We start from the raw sequence: 17,427 nt of genomic DNA, 5'->3' as shown, positions 1-17,427 counted from the left end.
ACTTTTTATATTAGAATTTGGTGAAAGTGTAGAATTTATATTTTCAAAAATAGACGGTTGTTTTTACACAGTATAATTCACTTTTGAATATGTTAATAAAGTAGAAAACTCATAAGGAATGGTAATACTTAATATTTTATCCCGCTTTAATGGGCGGGCTGCCCATTAAAGTCCGATTGGTTCAACTAATAATCAGTGGGGGACGAAGAAAACCCCCACTGATTAAAGTTTCACTTTATGTCACATGATGTGTAAAGGGGGCGTGTAATGAAATCTTTAACGGTTATTATTTTGTATAGTGAAAGAGCGAACATATTAGAAGAGTCAATTCAATCTATATGGAAGCTAAATCCTCTTGAAATTATAATTTTGCTTCCTAATGATAGAAGTAATTTGTATGAAATAGCAAAGAAACATAAATGTCATATTGTTTTGATGGATAAATATAGTACCCATAATGATGGGTATGAAGCTTCTGTAAAGGAAGCAAAAGGAGAAGTATTGTTGTTTGTAGATCGTAATTTTTCGTTATCTACAAATGAGATGAAGAAATTTATTGAACCAGTTGTTACAAATCAGGCTGATGTAGTATTAAACAAAATAGATAAATTTATAGAGGTTGGTAAATGTCCAAATATGGATATTGTATGGAGAAAAATGTTAAATGAAATTTTATGTCGACCAGGTTTAAAAAGCAATTCAATACTTTCATTACCATATGCACTTACGAAGGAAGTAGTGGTAAATATCGGTTTTGATTATATGAAAAATATCGTTCTAGCCCATATGAATATATTGAATCAAGGCTGGCGGATTAACGATCAATATGCAATAAAAACGTTATCTAGAGATGAAACGTTAGAAGAGGAAGGTTATTTAGTTAAAAAAGAATTGTCAGAAAATGAGAAGGAGAAAGTGGGGAAATATTTAATCGGTATTTCTAAATGGATAGAGAAAAAGGGAAAAAGAGTAGGGTTTACTGATGCAGGAAAAAGAAGAGATATTATTCAAAAGTTAGGTGAATGCAAGCGATATCCTTCTTATCATCGAGGATGGGGTATGCATTCATCAATTTATGACGGGATGCAACTTTCTGTCATTATACCAGTGCAAAATGAAGAAGAAACTATAGAACAAGTAATACTTGAGGCAAGAAAAATAGAACCGCTAGAAATAATTGTCGTTGTAAATGGTTCGACAGATAGTACGGCCAATATCGCTAAAAGACTTGGTGCTACTATTATTAAATATAACGAACGGCTTGGTCATAATGTTGGACGTGCTATTGGAGCGCTTGAAGCCAAAGGAGATATTCTCTTATTTATTGATGGTGATTTTAGTGTTTCAGGAAGTAATTTGCATCACTTTACAAAAGCAGTTGCCGATGGCGTAGACATAGCATTAAATGATTTGAATCCGATGTTACATCCTCCGTTTTATGTTGTAGACGTCGTAAAGTATATGCTTAATTTAGCATATAATCGTCCAGAATTAAGTAATGGCTCATTAGTAGCAATTCCACATGCTATGAGTAGATCATGTGTAGATGCAATAGGGTGGGAAAGTTTACTATGCCCTAGTCTTGCGCAAGTAAAAGCTATATTACAAGGGTATAGAGTAGAATGTGTACATTATGTTGATGTTGTAAAACCAAACAGAATTCGATTAATGGAGAATGTAAGTCATAATGGACATCCTCCAGCAGTATTAAGAATAATTGGTGATCACGTTGAAGCTCTCTCTTACTTAATAGAACATCTCGAAATGGATGGAAAGGGTGATTAAACTGTTAGATCAGTACAAAAAAATTAACATTTCATATGAAGAATTATGGCAAATAGATTTTCAAACTACGGAACCATTTATACTCAAGGTTGATTGGGATAAAGTAACGTATGAATTTTTAATTCGTATTAAGCCCGGCGCTTCTAACACTATTGTTTTTGGATCTGGAGCAGGTGGATTTCAAGAACAGCCAATTGGTCCACCAATTTTTCATCGACATTCGTGGATGGAAGAATTTGAAGATACTGTTATATATTTTAATGATCCTACTTTATATCTCGGAAAATTATCTTTAGGTTGGGGACAAGGGGAGTTAGATAGATTTTATTTACAGGATATAGCTAATATTTTAGAAATAGTATTTACAAAGTTAAAAGTTGATTCAAAAAATGTGTTGTTTTATGGTAGTTCCGGGGGAGGGTTTATGTCTTTAATTTTAGCTGGATTCGTTAAGGGCTCCACAGTTTTAATTAATAATCCTCAAACAAATTTATTAAAATGGATACCTGTACCAATAAATCTAGTTTTCGATTTATCTTATCCAGGTTTATCAAGAGAAGAAGTTGAAGAAAAATTTGAAGAAAGAATTAATGTAGTAAAATTTTTTAATCACATTAAATACGTACCGAACATTTATTTTTTGCAAAATTTCGCGTGTGAATTTGATGTGCAAAATCATTTACTACCATTTATTTCTGAATTAGAACAATTGGATGAGGATATTGAAGTAAATCAAATTGTAATAGACCTATATTTCGATAAAAAAGCAGGGCATGCAGCTGTAGGAAAGAGTGAAACAATTGAATATATAAAAAAAGTAAAGCCTAATCAGACTGTGAGAAAAGAACAAAAAGAAGTTGGTTTGTCAGTCGTTATCGTTTTAGGAAAAGATAAATCGAAATTGAATCAAATTTTAAATAAAGTGCAGCATATAAAACCACTAGAAATTATTATAGTAGCTAATGATAGAATGAGTGCGATACAATCTATACCTACTTTTATTGAAAGTAACGTTGTTGTAATTGAGGAGAAAAATAAATGGAAAGCACCAGTTCATGGGGCAAAAACCGCCAATGGAGATGTAGTTTTATTTTTAGATGGAGAAGATGTTATTTTTTCGATAGAATTAGAACGATTTATAGAACCGCTACTAAAAAAGGAACAGGATGTAATTTTGAATAACATAGACTCCGTATGTTTTGAAAAGATGAGAGTAGAATGGCCAAGTATTGCTATGGTGTATAGAAAAATAGTAAACGATGTATTGGGGCGTATAGATTTAAAATATGATTCGATGTTATCTATGCCATATGCTATTACTAAAAAAGCAATTGAAGACATTGGATATGACACCTTGCAAAATCCCATTCTTTCTCAAATAACTCTTATTGAGAAAGGGTGGCGACTACAATCCTCGTCAGCCATCACTAATACTTTGTTGAATGATATACCCGTAAACAAAATTTCTTTCTATAGAGATGAATTAACTAAATTAGAAGTATGTGAGATGAAAGAGAATGTAAAAGCTTTGGAGAGTTGGTTGCAGCGAAAAGATGATAGAGGTAACTATACAGATGGAGGAAGAAAAAGAGAAATTATAGAGCGACTAAAAAAACAAAAGAATTATTCACGTTACCATAAAGGATGGGGTATGAATTCATCAATTTATAATGGAAAACAGTTATCAATTATTATACCAGCACAAAATGAAGAATCAACGATTAAAGAAGTTATTCTTGAGGCAAGAAAAATTGAACCGAAAGAAATAATTGTTGTCATTAATGGGTCAACAGATCAGACAGAAGTAATTGCTAAGCAATTAGGGGCAACAGTAATTGTTTATCAAGAAAGATTAGGGCATGATGTAGGACGGGCAATTGGTGCACAAGAAGCCGTAGGGGATATACTTCTCTTTATTGATGCTGATTTTGCTATTCCAGCAAAAGACCTTCATCCGTTAACGCAGGCTGTTGCGGATGGTGTTGATATGGTTTTAAATGATTTAAATTTAAATCTTAGATTTCCTCTATATATTGTAAGTTTATATAAATATATGTTGAATATTGCTTGTAATCGTAAAGATTTAGGTGTGGGATCCACAATTGCTGTTCCCCACGCAATTAGTAGAAAATGTTTAGAGGGTATCGGCTGGGATACTCTTCACACAGCGTGTGTTGCGCAAGTAAAGGCAATATTAGAAGGATATAAAGTTGAATGTGTCCATTTTGTAGATGTTATGAAACCAAATCGTATTCGTCCAAACGAGCACTTTGCAACAGTAGGACATCCACCAGCTGTATTGAGAATTACAGGAGATCATATAGAAGGGTTTTCTTATTTATTGAAGAATAGAAATTTCAAAGATTTTTTATAACAGGATATTCTGCTAATCATATGAGTAACTTAAAGAAATTTATTTTAATATGGAAGCCACACCTTTAATAAGCGTTGAATAGCAAGAAATTGAGTATGAAATGAGTTAGTTTTGAATGTTTATTGAGAGAAAGTGCAAAGGTTATTAAAAAGTAAAAACTACTTCAAATAAATGAAGTAGTTTTTACTTTTTTTATTTGAAGTATATAAGTAAAGAGTAAATAAAGCTGTATATGCAAATAGTTAGTGAAGCTTACTAATTTATAGGTTGGAGGAAGCGATGATAGAAACGTAATAAATATAAATAAATGAAAGGTTCATTTGTGGTGTAAAGGTATATATTATATAGCCTACAACTCATTTTACAAAAAGTTAAATGGGGTGTAGTTTTATATAAAAATAGCATTTAATTGGACAAATAATTAATTATGTGAAATAATAATAACAGATAAGGAGACGTTGATTTTCCTTAAGTGCTTCGAATTAATTTTATTCAATAAGAGAAGGTGTGCTTAAAGAAGTTAAATTAAATAAGGAGCTGTTTTATTATATGCAACAAAATAATGATTTAAATTTTGAACCTCAAGACGTTAATATTGTCAATCCTAAACAAGCCAGGAAAGCAGTAGTTGCTACTGGTATTGGGAATGCAATGGAGTGGTTTGACTTCGGATTATACGCGTATTTAGCGGTAATTTTAAGTCAATTATTCTTCTCAGGTGTTGATAATAGTGGATTGCAACTTGTACTTACATTCGGTACATTTGCAGCAGCCTTTCTCGTTCGACCAATCGGAGGTGTATTCTTTGGTAGAATAGGAGATAAGTACGGCCGAAAAATCGTGTTAAGTACTACTATTATTTTAATGGCACTTTCTACATTATTCATCGCATTACTACCAACCTATGAACAAATTGGTGTATGGGCACCAATACTACTTTTAGTTGCCCGAATGATTCAAGGCTTCTCTACAGGCGGAGAATATTCAGGTGCAATGGTTTATATCGCAGAATCTTCTCCAGATAAAAAGCGTGGTATACTCGGTAGTGGTCTTGAAATTGGAACACTCTCAGGTTACATTGCTGCATCGGTAATTGTTACCATTTTGACGTTATTGTTAACAGATGAGCAAATGCTCAGCTGGGGCTGGCGTATTCCTTTCTTAATAGCTGCACCAATTGGTTTGGTCGGTTTATATTTACGCCGTCATTTAGATGAATCTCCCATCTTTGAAGAGATGGAAAAAGCACAAGAGGAATCTGAAGACAATGAACAATTTTCATTTATGGATATTATAAAATATCACAAAAAAGACTTCTTATTAAGCACAGTAATTGTCGCCTTCTTTAATATTACGAACTATATGATTCTTTCGTATATTCCTTCTTATCTAACTCAAGTACTTAAAGTCGAAGAAACAACTGGCTTACTAATTATTTCTATTACGATGGCACTTATGATTCCACTAGCACTTTATTTTGGTAAATTAAGTGATAAAATTGGTAATAAACGCGTCGTGCAAATCGGCTTACTCGGTTTAACTGTATTTGCAATTCCAGCATTTTTACTAATAGGTAACGGACATATTGCAGCTATATTTGCAGGTATTTTCGTATTAGGATTCTTCCTAAGTGTATATGAAGGAACATTACCTTCGTTATTACCATCACTCTTTTTCACCGATGTACGTTATCGAGCACTCTCGATCTCATTTAATATTTCTGTATCGATATTCGGTGGAACAACACCGCTCGTATGTTCATATTTAGTCCATGCGACTGGTAACCCGCTTGCACCGGCATTTTATTTAACAGGTGTAAGTATTATTGGATTAGTCGTGTTTAGTGTACTATTCGTTACAACATCAGGACGTGCGCTAAAAGGTTCATATCCTACAGTAGAATCGAAAAAAGAAGCACACCAAATTGCTAAAGAAGATCCTGAAGAAACACTTTGGTGGCATGAAGAGTCATTAGAAATTGAAGCAGGGAAAAACGCTTCAATTTAAAAAGTAACGTAGAAGTACAAAAAGACTCCTATGAAGATAGGAGTCTTTTTATTGTGTTATTTCTTTCTTTTCTTCAAACTCTTCTGATATGCATAGAGTTTATGAATCTCTTCCTTAAATTCATGTAACTGTACTGTATTTTCCTCATTTGAATAACGCACTGTATTATAAGCATCTATAACAATATGACTCTCAATATTTATATCTTCTTCGCTATTTATTCTATCTAACCATGCTTCAATAGTTTCTCCTCGATTTCTATTTAAAGGGGGAGTTAACTTAATTTCAAGTTTGAAAATTTCTTTTCGAATTTCGTTATGTGGCGGTTTGTTTCGTTTCAAACGTTTTTGGCTCATTCCTTCTTTATCAGTAATGATAGTAGATTCGAAGGCAGGCATATTTGGTAAACTGAATTGTTTTCGTCTTTTTATTATTTTCCAAACGACGTAAATAGCAATGGTTGTACATACTATTACTGTAATGCTATTTATGAGAGTTGGATCAAAATCACGCTGTCCAAACTCATCCTTAATTTGAGGATCCTTTAAATTCCCTTTATTCGACCAAAAATCGTCAGTATCTTTTGATTCAGCTGCCGAAAATAACGGATTAATGGCGTATCCAAATCCTAAAGCAACTACTTGTACGGCATAAGAAAAAAGAAGCCGAATGTATGGGAAAATAGGAATGAGGAAAGCACTAATTATTCCAATCGTAATAAGAGAAGCGAAACGTAATAACTGTTGATTACGATTTGCCCCAGTTAACCAAAACGTAATCATAATGTGTAAGACTAATAGTAACAGTTTCCACAAGGGTGGAAAGGGCGCATGAAATATAGCTGAAATACCAAACCATATAATACCGCCTAACGATTTTTGAACTGGATATCCAGGCCCGACTACATGTACGATAAAGAAGAAAAGCGGTAACATAATTGTGCCAAATAGAGAGAAAGGGAGAAAGAGTGAACAACCGATTATTTGAGTCATTAACAGTATGACAAAACCTGTTGTTTTTTTCTTCATTAGTTTATGGATAAGAAGTACTCCTACATATCCTGTTGCTAAAAATATAGTAACAGCGACAAGTTCATCCCTTTCTGTTAATAACGAAAGTAGGAGCAGCAGAATAAAGTCATGAACGTGATAGAGCCAAGTTTTCAAGCTTTTCCACCATCCCTTCGTTAGTAATGAGAAACGTAGGCTGAGAGAGAAGAGGGAGTTCATTTCTTTGTAAACCAATATATATCATTGTAGAAGATCGTTCCCTTTTTCTCTCTACGTAGTGAAGGAATCCTTGTTTTGGAAGTAACGTACTATCATCTGAAATACGCGCTAATTCCTCTAAAGATATTCCGTAATGCGTTTGCCCTTCGTTTAATGGTAAATGCAGAGGACCACCTTCAGCTAATACACTAATAAATAATTCAAATGGTATTTGATGCTTCGTTGCGTATTGGCAAATGTATGTTGCAAATGAAATCAGGTCTTCTATATTATCTTTCCAACCAAATCCGCGATCAGCAGCTAATGAAAGACAAATTGTCCAACTATAATTTTTAACAGGTTCATATTGCTTCGCCTGTAATTCCTGCATTTTAGCAGATGCTTTCCAATGAATAGAACGGAAAGATTCACGCTCATATCGTTTAACACCGATAATAGATGTTTCATCATTGTAAAAAGAAAAATTCGTTCGATAAGATCCTGTTAAAAGTTGCTGAAGTTCTTGCAAACCTGCTACTTCTTTAGGCGAAGGGTACACAATAATTTCAGTCCGTAATTTATCAAAAATGGGTAAATGTACAGTTAGAAGGTGAAAAGGATCTTTCAAGACACATTCGAACTGTTCAATTTGAAACACACCACGATTCGTTGCGGTTAATGTTAAATCCCACTTTTGCGCTGAATGTGCAGGTTGTGAAAACGGGAAAGAAAATAACGTTTTTGATATTTGTTCAATCCCTTGATCTTTTTGTGGGAGAAGGGACGGATTTAAATGAAAATAACAAACACCGTTAACGAGTGGTATATTTGCTCCATTTTTTAAATGAATGAAAAACTGTCCAGATTCATTAGGGAATAACCGAGTTGTTTGTTTCTCGTTTATCACTTGAAACTTTTTCTCTATGTAAGCGACATATTTATAAATGAAAATCGCAAATAAATAGTAGAAGAAAAAGAAAAACATAATGATTCGTTGTGGCATGAAAAATGTAAATAGTATAGCGCCTGGGACAGTTAGTTGAATAATATGGAGTTGGAAAAATAACGGTACAGTTACAACGCGCTGTCCATTCATGCTTGCTCAATCTCCACTGGTACGTCAATCTCTTTTAAAATCCTTTGTATAATTTCATTTTTTGTCGTACGTAATGCGCCTTCCATTGATAAGACAATGCGGTGATTCCAAACAGAAGGAACTAAAAATTGTATATCTTCAGGTGTGCAATATTCTCTTCCTCGTAAAAAAGCTAACGCCTGTACGGCGCGCACTAAAGCAAGTGTGGCACGTGGACTTACACCGTTAGCGATGTAATCATGATTTCTTGTCGCATGAGCAAGTTTAATAATGTAATGTTCTAACGGTTCTGATACGAAAATTTCTTTTACTCGTTTCTGTGCTTCTAAAATCTCTTCTAAAGAAATAACAGGTTTGACGCTTTCTAGTGGTACATCACTCCGAAAACGTCGCATCATTTGCAGTTCATCCTCTGGAGACGGATAGCCAATTGAAATGGTCATTAAAAAACGATCAAGCTGTGCATCTGGTAGAGGAAACGTTCCTTGTGATTCAATTGGATTTTGCGTCGCAATAACAAAGAACGGTTTCGGAAGAGGAGTAGATCGCTTTTCAAGCGTTACTTGTCGTTCTTCCATTGATTCTAATAAACTAGACTGTGTTCTCGGCATTGCGCGGTTAATTTCATCCGCAAGCAAAATATTGGTCATGACTGGTCCAAGTCTTAACTCGAATTCACTCGTTTTCGGATTGAAATATTCGATACCTGTTACATCACTCGGAAGTACATCCGGTGTAAATTGAACGCGAGAAAACTTACCACCTATACTTTTAGAAAGTGTTTTCGCAAGTAACGTTTTCCCCGTACCAGGCACATCTTCAAGTAGTACATGTCCATCAGCAAGCAATGAAACGAGTAATAAATCTATAACATCTTCTTTACCGACAAAAACGGATCCTATATTTTCTTTCAATTTATGTATCATATGTATCATTCCTTTCAAAATATAAACGGATATTTCTATATTTTAACAAATTATTCAGAAAATTGATATGATTTTTCAATTCAAAGAAATAAATATCCGATTATTAAATTATACTTGCATATTTTGGAATGTAATTATACAATATCGATATACGATGTATCGCGAGTCGATATATCATAAAGCGATGTATCGGAGGTGGTTATAATGAATGCGAAAGCTAAAAAATATATTCCGTTAACAGAGGCAACGTATTACATACTCTTATCACTAGTGAAACCAATGCACGGATACGGAATTATGCAAATGGTAGAAGAGATGACAAATGGGGAAGTAAAGCTCGGTCCTGGAACTTTATACGGGAATACGACAAAGTTACTAAAAGAGAAGTTAATAGTTGAAGTGGCCTCTACAGATAGAAAGAAGTGCTATGAGTTAACGCGATTTGGTAGAGAAGTGTTAGAGCTAGAGTATAACAGGTTGCAGAGATCTGTAAGGAATGGAAATAGTATATTAGGGGAGTGAATGGAAGATGGAGACTAAAAGGGTATTTAAATTTTTTGCGGGATGGAGTTTAGAAAAAGAGGAAGCTTTTTTAAGAAAGATGCATCAACAAGGCTGGGCGCTACAAAAGTATAATGTAATGTATACGTTTAAGAAAACGGAGCCAAAAGATGTAATATATAAAGCTGATTTTAGATTGGTTTATAGAGATTCAAAAGAACAACAACAAGAGTACTTCGAAATATATGAAATGTCAGGTTGGAAACGCGTAACGAGTTTCACAAGTTGGAATTATTTTTGTAAAGAAGTAGAAGAGGTAAATGAATTGCCTGATATTTACTCAGAAAAGGAGACGAGAGTACAAAAACTAAATGAGTTATTGCTATTCCTTGTTATTATATCAGCAAGTATATTACCATCAATGTATAACCTATTTTTAAGCCCAATGGAATCAAGAGTGCCAATTTGGGCGAAAGTTATGACAGGTCTTACAAGTTGTATGTGGATATACTTCTTTATAAGACTCTCTTGGAAAATTAAGGAATTAAAAAGTGAAATATTATAATAAAAAGTAGAGTTAAAAAGAAGTTAATGTTTTAGGGAGAAATACCGGGACTAACTTCTTTTGTTTCTATATAATTGCATTTTTGTTGACTCTTTTTTATATAATAAAAATCTATATAAAGGTACAGAATTAACTGTTACGAAGATCAACCTCACAAAGATAACCCAAAAATAATAAATGAAGAAAAAATGATTCATATCGAAGATTAAAAAAATAAAAGGTGACTAAAGAGGTGTGGGCTGTAACTTATAATAAGGAAGAAAAACATTTTTTAATTAACATATTAAATCGAAAAACCCCCTACAAAAAATCGGTAGGGGGTAATAATAATGTTTAAGAAAAAGACTGATTTTGCGCAGGTTTAATAAATTGTTCCGGGTTTTCAACGAGTCCGCATACAGCGCATTGAACTCTGTATGTTGGTCCTTGATAGGCCATATGAAAAGCATTCATCGTTTCATTTGTGTATTCTTCTTCTACTTGACCAGTTTGTGGATTTATTTTGACTGGTTTTACTTGTTGCTCAAGAATATTAAAGCGAGTACGGTTCGTTTTACAACTGGGACATAGCATTGGTTCCATATGTATACACCTCCATTTGTAGCATTTCTTAAACTCTTTAATTTTATGCAAGCAAAAAAACTTTCTCAATATAAATGGGTATTTAAAGTATTTAAAATTCAGAAAAAATAAAATATAATAAAGATACGAACTGGTTATGTCCAAACCAAATCTCCTGTTTTATGCCAATAAGCTGGGAGGCCGAGAAATCGGCCTCATTTTTTTGTGCTCGTTACTATAGGAAACAAGGTTTTTATGAGGCTTTTGTCGAAATTTTAGGGATGGATATAAAGGGGGATTAATAATGGATTTGAAAATGAAGTACATCATTTTATATGTAGAAAAGTTTGAGGAATGTCTAAGATTCTATAAAGATGTATTACAGTTACCGATAAAAGCAGAGCATGGTACATATATTGAATTTAATACGGGTACTACCATATTAGCGATGAATACGCGGCAAGACGTGAAAGAATTAACGGGACTACCACTTACAGAAGGCGAGTTACAATCTTCCCATTTTGAATTGGGATTCGTTGTTGAAAATGTACAAGAAACAATCGAACAATTTAGAGAACAAGGTATTAAGATTTTAGTTGAACCAATTGTGAAACCGTGGGGGCAAACCATCGCATATATTGCCGATCCAGATGGGAATTATATTGAAATTTGCAGTTTATTAGAATAAAAGGAGAAAAAGTGATGGGGTTTCCGAAACTAGAAACAGAACGTTTAGTATTAAGAGAACTAACATTGTTAGATGCAGAAGCGATGTTCCGTTATTTTTCGAAAGAACCTGTTATACGTTATTTCGGAATGGATTCTTTCGAAAATATTGAGCAAGCGAAAACAACAATTCAAACGTTTAAAAATCGTTATGAAGAGGGCAGTGTATTTCGCTGGGGAATAGAGAAAAAAGGGACGGGCCAATTAATAGGAACGTGTGGATTTCATTTAATAAATAATCATCATAAGCGAGCTGAAATTGGTTATGAATTAGACGATACATATTGGGGAAAAGGGTATGCAACGGAAGCGTTACAGGCGATTTTAACTTACGGGTTTGATACGCTGCAACTGATAAGAATTGCTGCTGTTGTATATGTAGAAAATAAAGCTTCTCAAAAATTATTAAGTAAAGCAGGGTTTCAAGAAGAAGGATTACTTCGAAAACATATGATTCAAAATGGAATGGCTCATGATACGAATTTATACTCGATATTAAAAGAAGAGTGGAAGAAATAATGAGTATGAGTGAAATTATAAATGTTATGAAGAAACATAAAGAAAATCGATTTATTTTAGGTATAGATGGTTTAAGTCGTTCAGGAAAAACAACATTTGTAACAAACTTAAAAGAAAAAATGAAACAGGAAAGCATTCCGTTTCATATTTTTCATATTGATGATCATATAGTGGAGCGAAATAGACGCTATGATACAGGATTTGAAGAGTGGTATGAGTATTATTATTTGCAATGGGATATTGAGTGGCTTCGGCAGAAGTTTTTTAGAAAGTTACAAAATGAAACAAAACTAAATTTACCGTTTTATAGTGATGAGACAGACTCATGCGAAATAAAAAAAGTACAGATTCCTATAGTAGGCGTAATTGTAATTGAAGGGGTTTTTCTTCAGCGAAAAGAATGGAAAGATTTCTTTCATTATATGGTGTATTTGGATTGTCCAAGAGAGACAAGATTTCTACGCGAGAGTGAGGAAACGCAGAAAAACCTTTCAAAGTTTGAGAATAGGTATTGGAAGGCAGAGGAATATTATTTAGAAACGGAATTGCCGAAGGATCGGGCGGATTTAGTCATACAATGATTGGAAAATAGAAGGTGAGCAGAATGAATATTTTATGGGATTTTGATGGGACGTTATTTGATACGTATCCAGTTTATACAAAGATTCTTTCTCAAGTTTTAGGGAAGGAAATAAGTAAAGAAGAAATCTATACAAAGTTAAAGATCTCATTTTCACACGCAGTTAATTATTATAAAATAACTAAAAAGCAATTGAGTGAAATTGATGTATTAGAGAGTCGCATTATGATAGAAGATATAAAACCATTTGAAAAAGTGGAAGAGGTTTTAAAGTTTGCCGATAAAAATGTAATTATGACTCATAAAGATAGAGCGGGGGTATTATCTATATTAAATCATTACGGCTGGGACAAATACTTCGTAGACATGGTTACAATTGACGATGGTTTTCCCCGAAAACCGAATGCTTTATCTTATGATTATTTGCATGAAAAGCACAATATTGATTTAGCTATTGGTGATAGAGAATTAGATTTAATACCTGCAAAAGAATTAGGTATTTCAACATGCATGTTTCAAGGGAATTGCGATGTAGCGGATTATTCTTTATCGCATTACTCGGAATTTTTTAAGGTAGTGAGTGATAGAGAGTTTATTTTATAGATTGGGTAATAATTGCTTCTACTATCAAAATTCTTTTCTATGTATAAATAAAGCATAAAAAGTAATGTTAATCACTCGGGTTCATATTTATAAGGAATTGCCCTATCTATTATTATATGTAAGTTATTAATCTTGATTTAATATTAAAAAACTAAGAATAAATTTAATAAATTTATGTAGCAATATAAAGAAGAAAAGTAGTATTTCTAACTTGTAGAAATACTACTTTTCTATATCTGTAACTAATTTTCTCATTCTTTTTAGCATATCAAATACTCGAATTGACTTATTTTTTTAATTACAGAAAGAATTAATTAGTATAAGAAATTGTTAAATTGGATATGTATTTTTATTTATAATAATTTATATTTATCTAGTTGAAAAATATCTTGGCTAATTAATTGATGAAAGTATTTATCCATTTCTTCTGCTGAAACACTATTTCTATTTTGGAACCACCATGCAGTTAAAGTTGTAAGTACACCTGAATGATAAGTGATAATTAATTCAATTGGAATTGTATGATTTTTACAAAGGCGTTTTAATTCTTGGTTTTCTTGTATCTGAATATCCCGATTATGATAATACATCCTATTTATAAATAATTCATCGTTCATTTGTGACTCAAGTACTTTACCAAATTTTTCGTGGTTAAAAATTTGTTCTAATACTTGAAAAGGTTTAGTTAGCCGAACGGAAAGTGGTATTTTAAAAGCCTCCTCTTGATAGTGCTTCAATGTAAATGCCAATAATGCATCTTTATCTTCAAAGTGTTTGTAAAATGTAGTTCGATGTACCATTGCGTATTCACAAATTTGATTAATAGTAAGAGAACTATATTTTTGTTTAGGTTGTATCATTAATTCAACTAAAGCCTCTACTAATAATTTGTGTGTCCGTCTAATACGTAAATCGGTTTGTTTTCCTTCCTTTTTCATCGACAATTCTCCTTTTTTGTAGATTAAGTATACAATTAGCCAGAATTGAATCTTCTTTTTTCAAAATAAGCAATATATACTATTGGGGTATAAAGCGCTTTATATAAAAATATATTAATTTCAATAGAGTAATTTAAAAAGCAGTAGCTATTGCTTTAAATAAAATAGTTTTGTAATTCCTTAACTATAATACCAAAATAATAGAATAATGGTATAACAATTTTGAAAATCTGGATATTCTCGAGGTATTACTATATGTGAATAATCAGTATAAAAAAATACAGAATTAATATTTGGTATTTATAGTGTAATCACAATGAAAACGAATGAAACGATTCATTTAATTTTAGGATAAGAGTTTAATATTTTGATTAGGGGCTAAAAACTCCCCTAATATGAGCTAAATAACAATTGCTACTTTAAATTAAAATAAGGATGCAAGAAATAGGAGAAGAGATTAAGTATGGTGCGTGACGTTAGGCAGAAATCGATTTCATAATCGAGGGATTGTCTGGACTAACGGTTGTCAGTTACAACTGGAACTGTGAGACCACGGTGGGATACCCAAACAAATCCCATGACTAGATGGCTATTAATACTCCCTCATGCATGATTGGCAACAAATGTGTGTGAAGCGGGGGGAAGTCGCATCGAGTAGCCCTAACAGATTATGCTGAGGAAAGGTTAAACATACTGCGAAAGTGATGCGGATAGGGAGCTATATATGATTAGAATTTGAGTAATCAATGACGAACTACCGAATGTACACCTCGTAAATCAATTCCTAGAAATGGGTAAAAATATATTACCTCCAAAGCAAATATCATACGGTTTGTGATGGATAAAGCTAAAGGGTTGTTTTAACTGAATTTTAAGTGGTAATCGGGGTAAAGGTAGAATCTAAGTATAGTTTTATATACCTAACAGTTTCGGAACGTCAGAAGTCCCTAACGATTTAGTAATAACTTGGGAATCAGATATATATTAAGCTGTGAAAGAGTTATGAATAGGGATGGCAGTAGGGGTGTATTACCAATGAAACTCTGATAATAAAGAGTGGAGGGAAGGCCCTAAGTCTAATAAAAAGAGCGTGATAGGCAGTTCTTTTATTAGATGGAACGCCGTGTGCGATGAAAGTTGCATGCACGGTGTGGGGTAGGGGAAAAGCTGGAGATAGTATCAAAGGTTTACCTATTACTATTATTTTAAAAAAGTAACGTCGATTTTTTCGATTTTGATGATATTGCTGTTCACAATTGGTCAGAGTGTATTACCTATAATAGCAAATGCACAAGAGTTAAATACAACAGGTTTTGTAGATAATTTTACAATTAACAAAACAGAACTAAGATATGGAGAACGTACTGGAATAAACGTAACCTTTAGCGATAAATCGGGAAATAATATGAAGTCTGGAGATACTTTAACATTAGCACTTCCAAAAGAACTAAAAGGGTTTAATGCAACGATCCCATTAAATGATGAGCAAGGTAATAATTTTGCTACGTGTAAAGTTAATTCTAGTAATGTTACATGTTCATTTAATGATGTGGTTGAGAAACTTCATAATATTAGAGGCCATTTTAACTTTACAGTTCAAGCTACTAATGTAGAAGTAGATCAAACAAAAGAAATTGAAACAAATTTAGGAACAAATCTAGAGAAACAATCCGTTACAATTAAAGGACCAAGTGGTGGTACAAGTCCTGGAGAGTATCCGTTTTTTTATAAAACAGGTGATATTCTTCCGGAAGCTACTGATAGGGTACGTTGGTTTCTAGGGATTAACTCAAATAAAGAATACTTAGGTAGCGATATTGTTGTTTCTGATAGTTTAGAAGAGGGACAAACATTAATTAAAGATAGTTTTGAAATAACAGTTAATAATAACGAACGACTATCGGTTCAGCAGTTTCAAGAGCAAGGGTATGGATTTGTTCAATTTAACGGGGGTAATGCATTTAAAATCGTAATTTATAAGAATGCTGGCAGTGCTAAATCTTTTGGAGTTTTTTATAAAGCTACTATAACGGATAGCGGGAAAGCACAAGAGTTTTTTAAGAATGATTATCAAGTGGATTATCAAGTGTTATATAAACAACCAGTTTCTGAATCTGGAAGTGCTAAGGTTAAAAACATAACATCAGAAGGCGGCGCTCAAGGTGATTTACCTCGAAAAGGAACGTTAAGAATTGTTAAGTACATTAAAGGTCATGAAGAAAAAGTAATCCCGAATGTTACGTTTAAGTTGTTTCAAGAGTCGGGAGAACAAATTGGGGATAAACATACAACAAATGGTCAAGGGATAATTGAAATTTCTAATTTACAACCAGGTAAATATTATGTACAAGAAGTTTCGGCACCGGACTATGTTACGTTTGATCCACAAGTAAAGGTAAACTTTGAGGTTAAAGAAAATGCTGTAAATGGAGTTAAGTTGCCAATTTCGAATGAAATGAAAACAACATCCATTGTGGGAACGAAAACATGGAACGATAATAATTCACACGCACGTCCGAAAACGATCAAAGTAGACCTTTTACAAAATGATCAAGTCATCGCAACGCAAGAAGTAAGTGAAGCAACGAATTGGAAATATGCGTTTACCGACTTAGCGGCATACGACGAAGAAGGAAAAACATACAAGTATGAAGTGAAAGAACAACCAGTCGAAGGATATCAATCGGAAGTAAACGGTTATGACATCACAAATACGAAGGTAGGCCAAACGAAGGTAGAAGGAACAAAAACATGGAAAGACAATAACGCAAAAGATCGTCCGGAAAAAATTCAAGTAGATCTTCTACAAAATGATCAAGTCATCACAACGCAAGAAGTAAGTGAAGCAACAAGTTGGAAATACGCATTTACAAATTTAGCTGCGTATGATGGGGAAGGAAAAGTCTACAAGTATGAAGTGAAAGAACAACCAGTAGATGGATATCAAACAGAAGTAAACGGTTATGACATCACAAATACGAAGGTAGGCCAAACGAAAGTAGAAGGAACAAAAACATGGAACGATAATAATGCACCAA

At 33.2% G+C, this 17,427-nt stretch carries 15 protein-coding genes; 10 read left to right on the top strand and 5 right to left on the bottom strand.

Features of this window, described 5'->3' with window-relative positions; all coding sequences use genetic code 11:
- Positions 1-267: 267 nt before the first annotated feature.
- From VF726_RS16560 to VF726_RS16550, 3 genes are all read left to right on the top strand, one after another.
- Complete coding sequence (locus VF726_RS16560; RefSeq protein ID WP_212958016.1) at positions 268-1,785, top strand: glycosyltransferase family 2 protein; 1,518 nt, start codon at positions 268-270, stop codon at positions 1,783-1,785.
- Positions 1,769-4,159: a glycosyltransferase gene (locus VF726_RS16555; protein ID WP_440170235.1), complete on the top strand. Its 2,391-nt coding sequence runs from the start codon at positions 1,769-1,771 to the stop codon at positions 4,157-4,159. The genes VF726_RS16560 and VF726_RS16555 overlap by 17 nt, the downstream gene beginning before the upstream one ends.
- 549 nt (positions 4,160-4,708) lie before the next feature.
- Positions 4,709-6,166 carry an MFS transporter gene (locus VF726_RS16550; protein ID WP_440170233.1) on the top strand — a complete coding sequence of 486 codons (1,458 nt, stop codon included), beginning with the start codon at positions 4,709-4,711 and terminating at the stop codon, positions 6,164-6,166.
- A gap of 56 nt (positions 6,167-6,222) precedes the next feature.
- Here VF726_RS16550 and VF726_RS16545 read toward each other — a convergent pair whose 3' ends face one another.
- Genes VF726_RS16545 through VF726_RS16535 form a run of 3 tightly spaced genes read right to left on the bottom strand, consistent with a single transcriptional unit; the run spans position 6,223 to position 9,396 of the window.
- Complete coding sequence (locus tag VF726_RS16545) at positions 6,223-7,332, bottom strand: DUF4018 domain-containing protein (protein ID WP_440170230.1); 1,110 nt, start codon at positions 7,330-7,332, stop codon at positions 6,223-6,225.
- On the bottom strand, positions 7,304-8,470 hold the full coding sequence (locus VF726_RS16540; protein ID WP_440170228.1) for a DUF58 domain-containing protein: 1,167 nt from the start codon (positions 8,468-8,470) through the stop codon (positions 7,304-7,306). The genes VF726_RS16545 and VF726_RS16540 overlap by 29 nt, the downstream gene beginning before the upstream one ends.
- A complete protein-coding gene (locus VF726_RS16535; RefSeq protein ID WP_440170225.1) occupies positions 8,467-9,396 on the bottom strand; it encodes an AAA family ATPase in 930 nt (309 codons plus the stop codon). The genes VF726_RS16540 and VF726_RS16535 overlap by 4 nt, the downstream gene beginning before the upstream one ends.
- Before the next feature lie 204 nt (positions 9,397-9,600).
- Between VF726_RS16535 and VF726_RS16530 the strand changes: the two genes are divergently transcribed.
- Positions 9,601-9,918 (top strand): PadR family transcriptional regulator, encoded by a 318-nt coding sequence (locus tag VF726_RS16530; RefSeq protein WP_440170223.1) that lies wholly within the window; start codon positions 9,601-9,603, stop codon positions 9,916-9,918.
- A gap of 7 nt (positions 9,919-9,925) precedes the next feature.
- Positions 9,926-10,462, top strand: coding sequence for a DUF2812 domain-containing protein (locus VF726_RS16525; RefSeq protein WP_440170222.1), 537 nt, complete (start codon positions 9,926-9,928; stop codon positions 10,460-10,462).
- A gap of 333 nt (positions 10,463-10,795) precedes the next feature.
- Here VF726_RS16525 and VF726_RS16520 read toward each other — a convergent pair whose 3' ends face one another.
- A complete protein-coding gene (locus VF726_RS16520; RefSeq protein WP_440170219.1) occupies positions 10,796-11,044 on the bottom strand; it encodes a DNA alkylation repair protein in 249 nt (82 codons plus the stop codon).
- A 283-nt stretch (positions 11,045-11,327) separates the two neighbouring features.
- Here VF726_RS16520 and VF726_RS16515 point away from each other — a divergent pair, with 283 nt between their 5' ends.
- From VF726_RS16515 to VF726_RS16500, 4 genes are read left to right on the top strand one after another with little or no spacing between them, the layout of a single operon-like run.
- A complete protein-coding gene (locus tag VF726_RS16515; protein ID WP_440170216.1) occupies positions 11,328-11,711 on the top strand; it encodes a VOC family protein in 384 nt (127 codons plus the stop codon).
- Positions 11,712-11,725: 14 nt separating this feature from the next.
- A complete protein-coding gene (locus tag VF726_RS16510; RefSeq protein WP_440170214.1) occupies positions 11,726-12,268 on the top strand; it encodes a GNAT family N-acetyltransferase in 543 nt (180 codons plus the stop codon).
- Entirely contained in the window at positions 12,268-12,849 is a 582-nt protein-coding gene (locus VF726_RS16505) for a kinase (RefSeq protein WP_440170212.1), read from the top strand. Before VF726_RS16510 ends, VF726_RS16505 begins: the two co-directional genes overlap by 1 nt.
- Before the next feature lie 23 nt (positions 12,850-12,872).
- Entirely contained in the window at positions 12,873-13,451 is a 579-nt protein-coding gene (locus VF726_RS16500; RefSeq protein ID WP_440170209.1) for an HAD-IA family hydrolase, read from the top strand.
- A gap of 353 nt (positions 13,452-13,804) precedes the next feature.
- On the opposite strand, the gene VF726_RS16495 is transcribed toward VF726_RS16500, so the two are convergent.
- Positions 13,805-14,389 carry a TetR/AcrR family transcriptional regulator gene (locus VF726_RS16495; protein WP_440171403.1) on the bottom strand — a complete coding sequence of 195 codons (585 nt, stop codon included), beginning with the start codon at positions 14,387-14,389 and terminating at the stop codon, positions 13,805-13,807.
- A 1,237-nt stretch (positions 14,390-15,626) separates the two neighbouring features.
- Between VF726_RS16495 and VF726_RS16490 the strand changes: the two genes are divergently transcribed.
- Positions 15,627-17,427: Cna B-type domain-containing protein (locus tag VF726_RS16490; protein WP_440170207.1), on the top strand; the 1,801-nt coding region annotated here is incomplete at its 3' end.

This window comes from Bacillus sp. Brlt_9 (assembly GCF_051948935.1).
Lineage (GTDB): Bacteria > Bacillota > Bacilli > Bacillales > Bacillaceae_G > Bacillus_A.
Note: the sequence above shows the minus strand (reverse complement) of the source record. Positions and strands in the feature narration are given on the sequence as shown.

Bases quoted from the DNA above. Each gene is read 5' to 3' on its own strand.
- VF726_RS16515 (WP_440170216.1), top strand. From the start codon at position 11,328: ATGGATTTGAAAATGAAGTACATCATTTTATATGTAGAAAAGTTTGAG.
- VF726_RS16505 (WP_440170212.1), top strand. From the start codon at position 12,268: ATGAGTATGAGTGAAATTATAAATGTTATGAAGAAACATAAAGAAAAT.
- VF726_RS16555 (WP_440170235.1), top strand. From the start codon at position 1,769: ATGGAAAGGGTGATTAAACTGTTAGATCAGTACAAAAAAATTAACATT.
- VF726_RS16550 (WP_440170233.1), top strand. From the start codon at position 4,709: ATGCAACAAAATAATGATTTAAATTTTGAACCTCAAGACGTTAATATT.
- VF726_RS16535 (WP_440170225.1), bottom strand. From the start codon at position 9,396: ATGATACATAAATTGAAAGAAAATATAGGATCCGTTTTTGTCGGTAAA.
- VF726_RS16560 (WP_212958016.1), top strand. From the start codon at position 268: ATGAAATCTTTAACGGTTATTATTTTGTATAGTGAAAGAGCGAACATA.
- VF726_RS16510 (WP_440170214.1), top strand. From the start codon at position 11,726: ATGGGGTTTCCGAAACTAGAAACAGAACGTTTAGTATTAAGAGAACTA.
- VF726_RS16525 (WP_440170222.1), top strand. From the start codon at position 9,926: ATGGAGACTAAAAGGGTATTTAAATTTTTTGCGGGATGGAGTTTAGAA.
- VF726_RS16495 (WP_440171403.1), bottom strand. From the start codon at position 14,389: ATGAAAAAGGAAGGAAAACAAACCGATTTACGTATTAGACGGACACAC.
- VF726_RS16530 (WP_440170223.1), top strand. From the start codon at position 9,601: ATGAATGCGAAAGCTAAAAAATATATTCCGTTAACAGAGGCAACGTAT.
- VF726_RS16500 (WP_440170209.1), top strand. From the start codon at position 12,873: ATGAATATTTTATGGGATTTTGATGGGACGTTATTTGATACGTATCCA.
- VF726_RS16540 (WP_440170228.1), bottom strand. From the start codon at position 8,470: ATGAATGGACAGCGCGTTGTAACTGTACCGTTATTTTTCCAACTCCAT.
- VF726_RS16520 (WP_440170219.1), bottom strand. From the start codon at position 11,044: ATGGAACCAATGCTATGTCCCAGTTGTAAAACGAACCGTACTCGCTTT.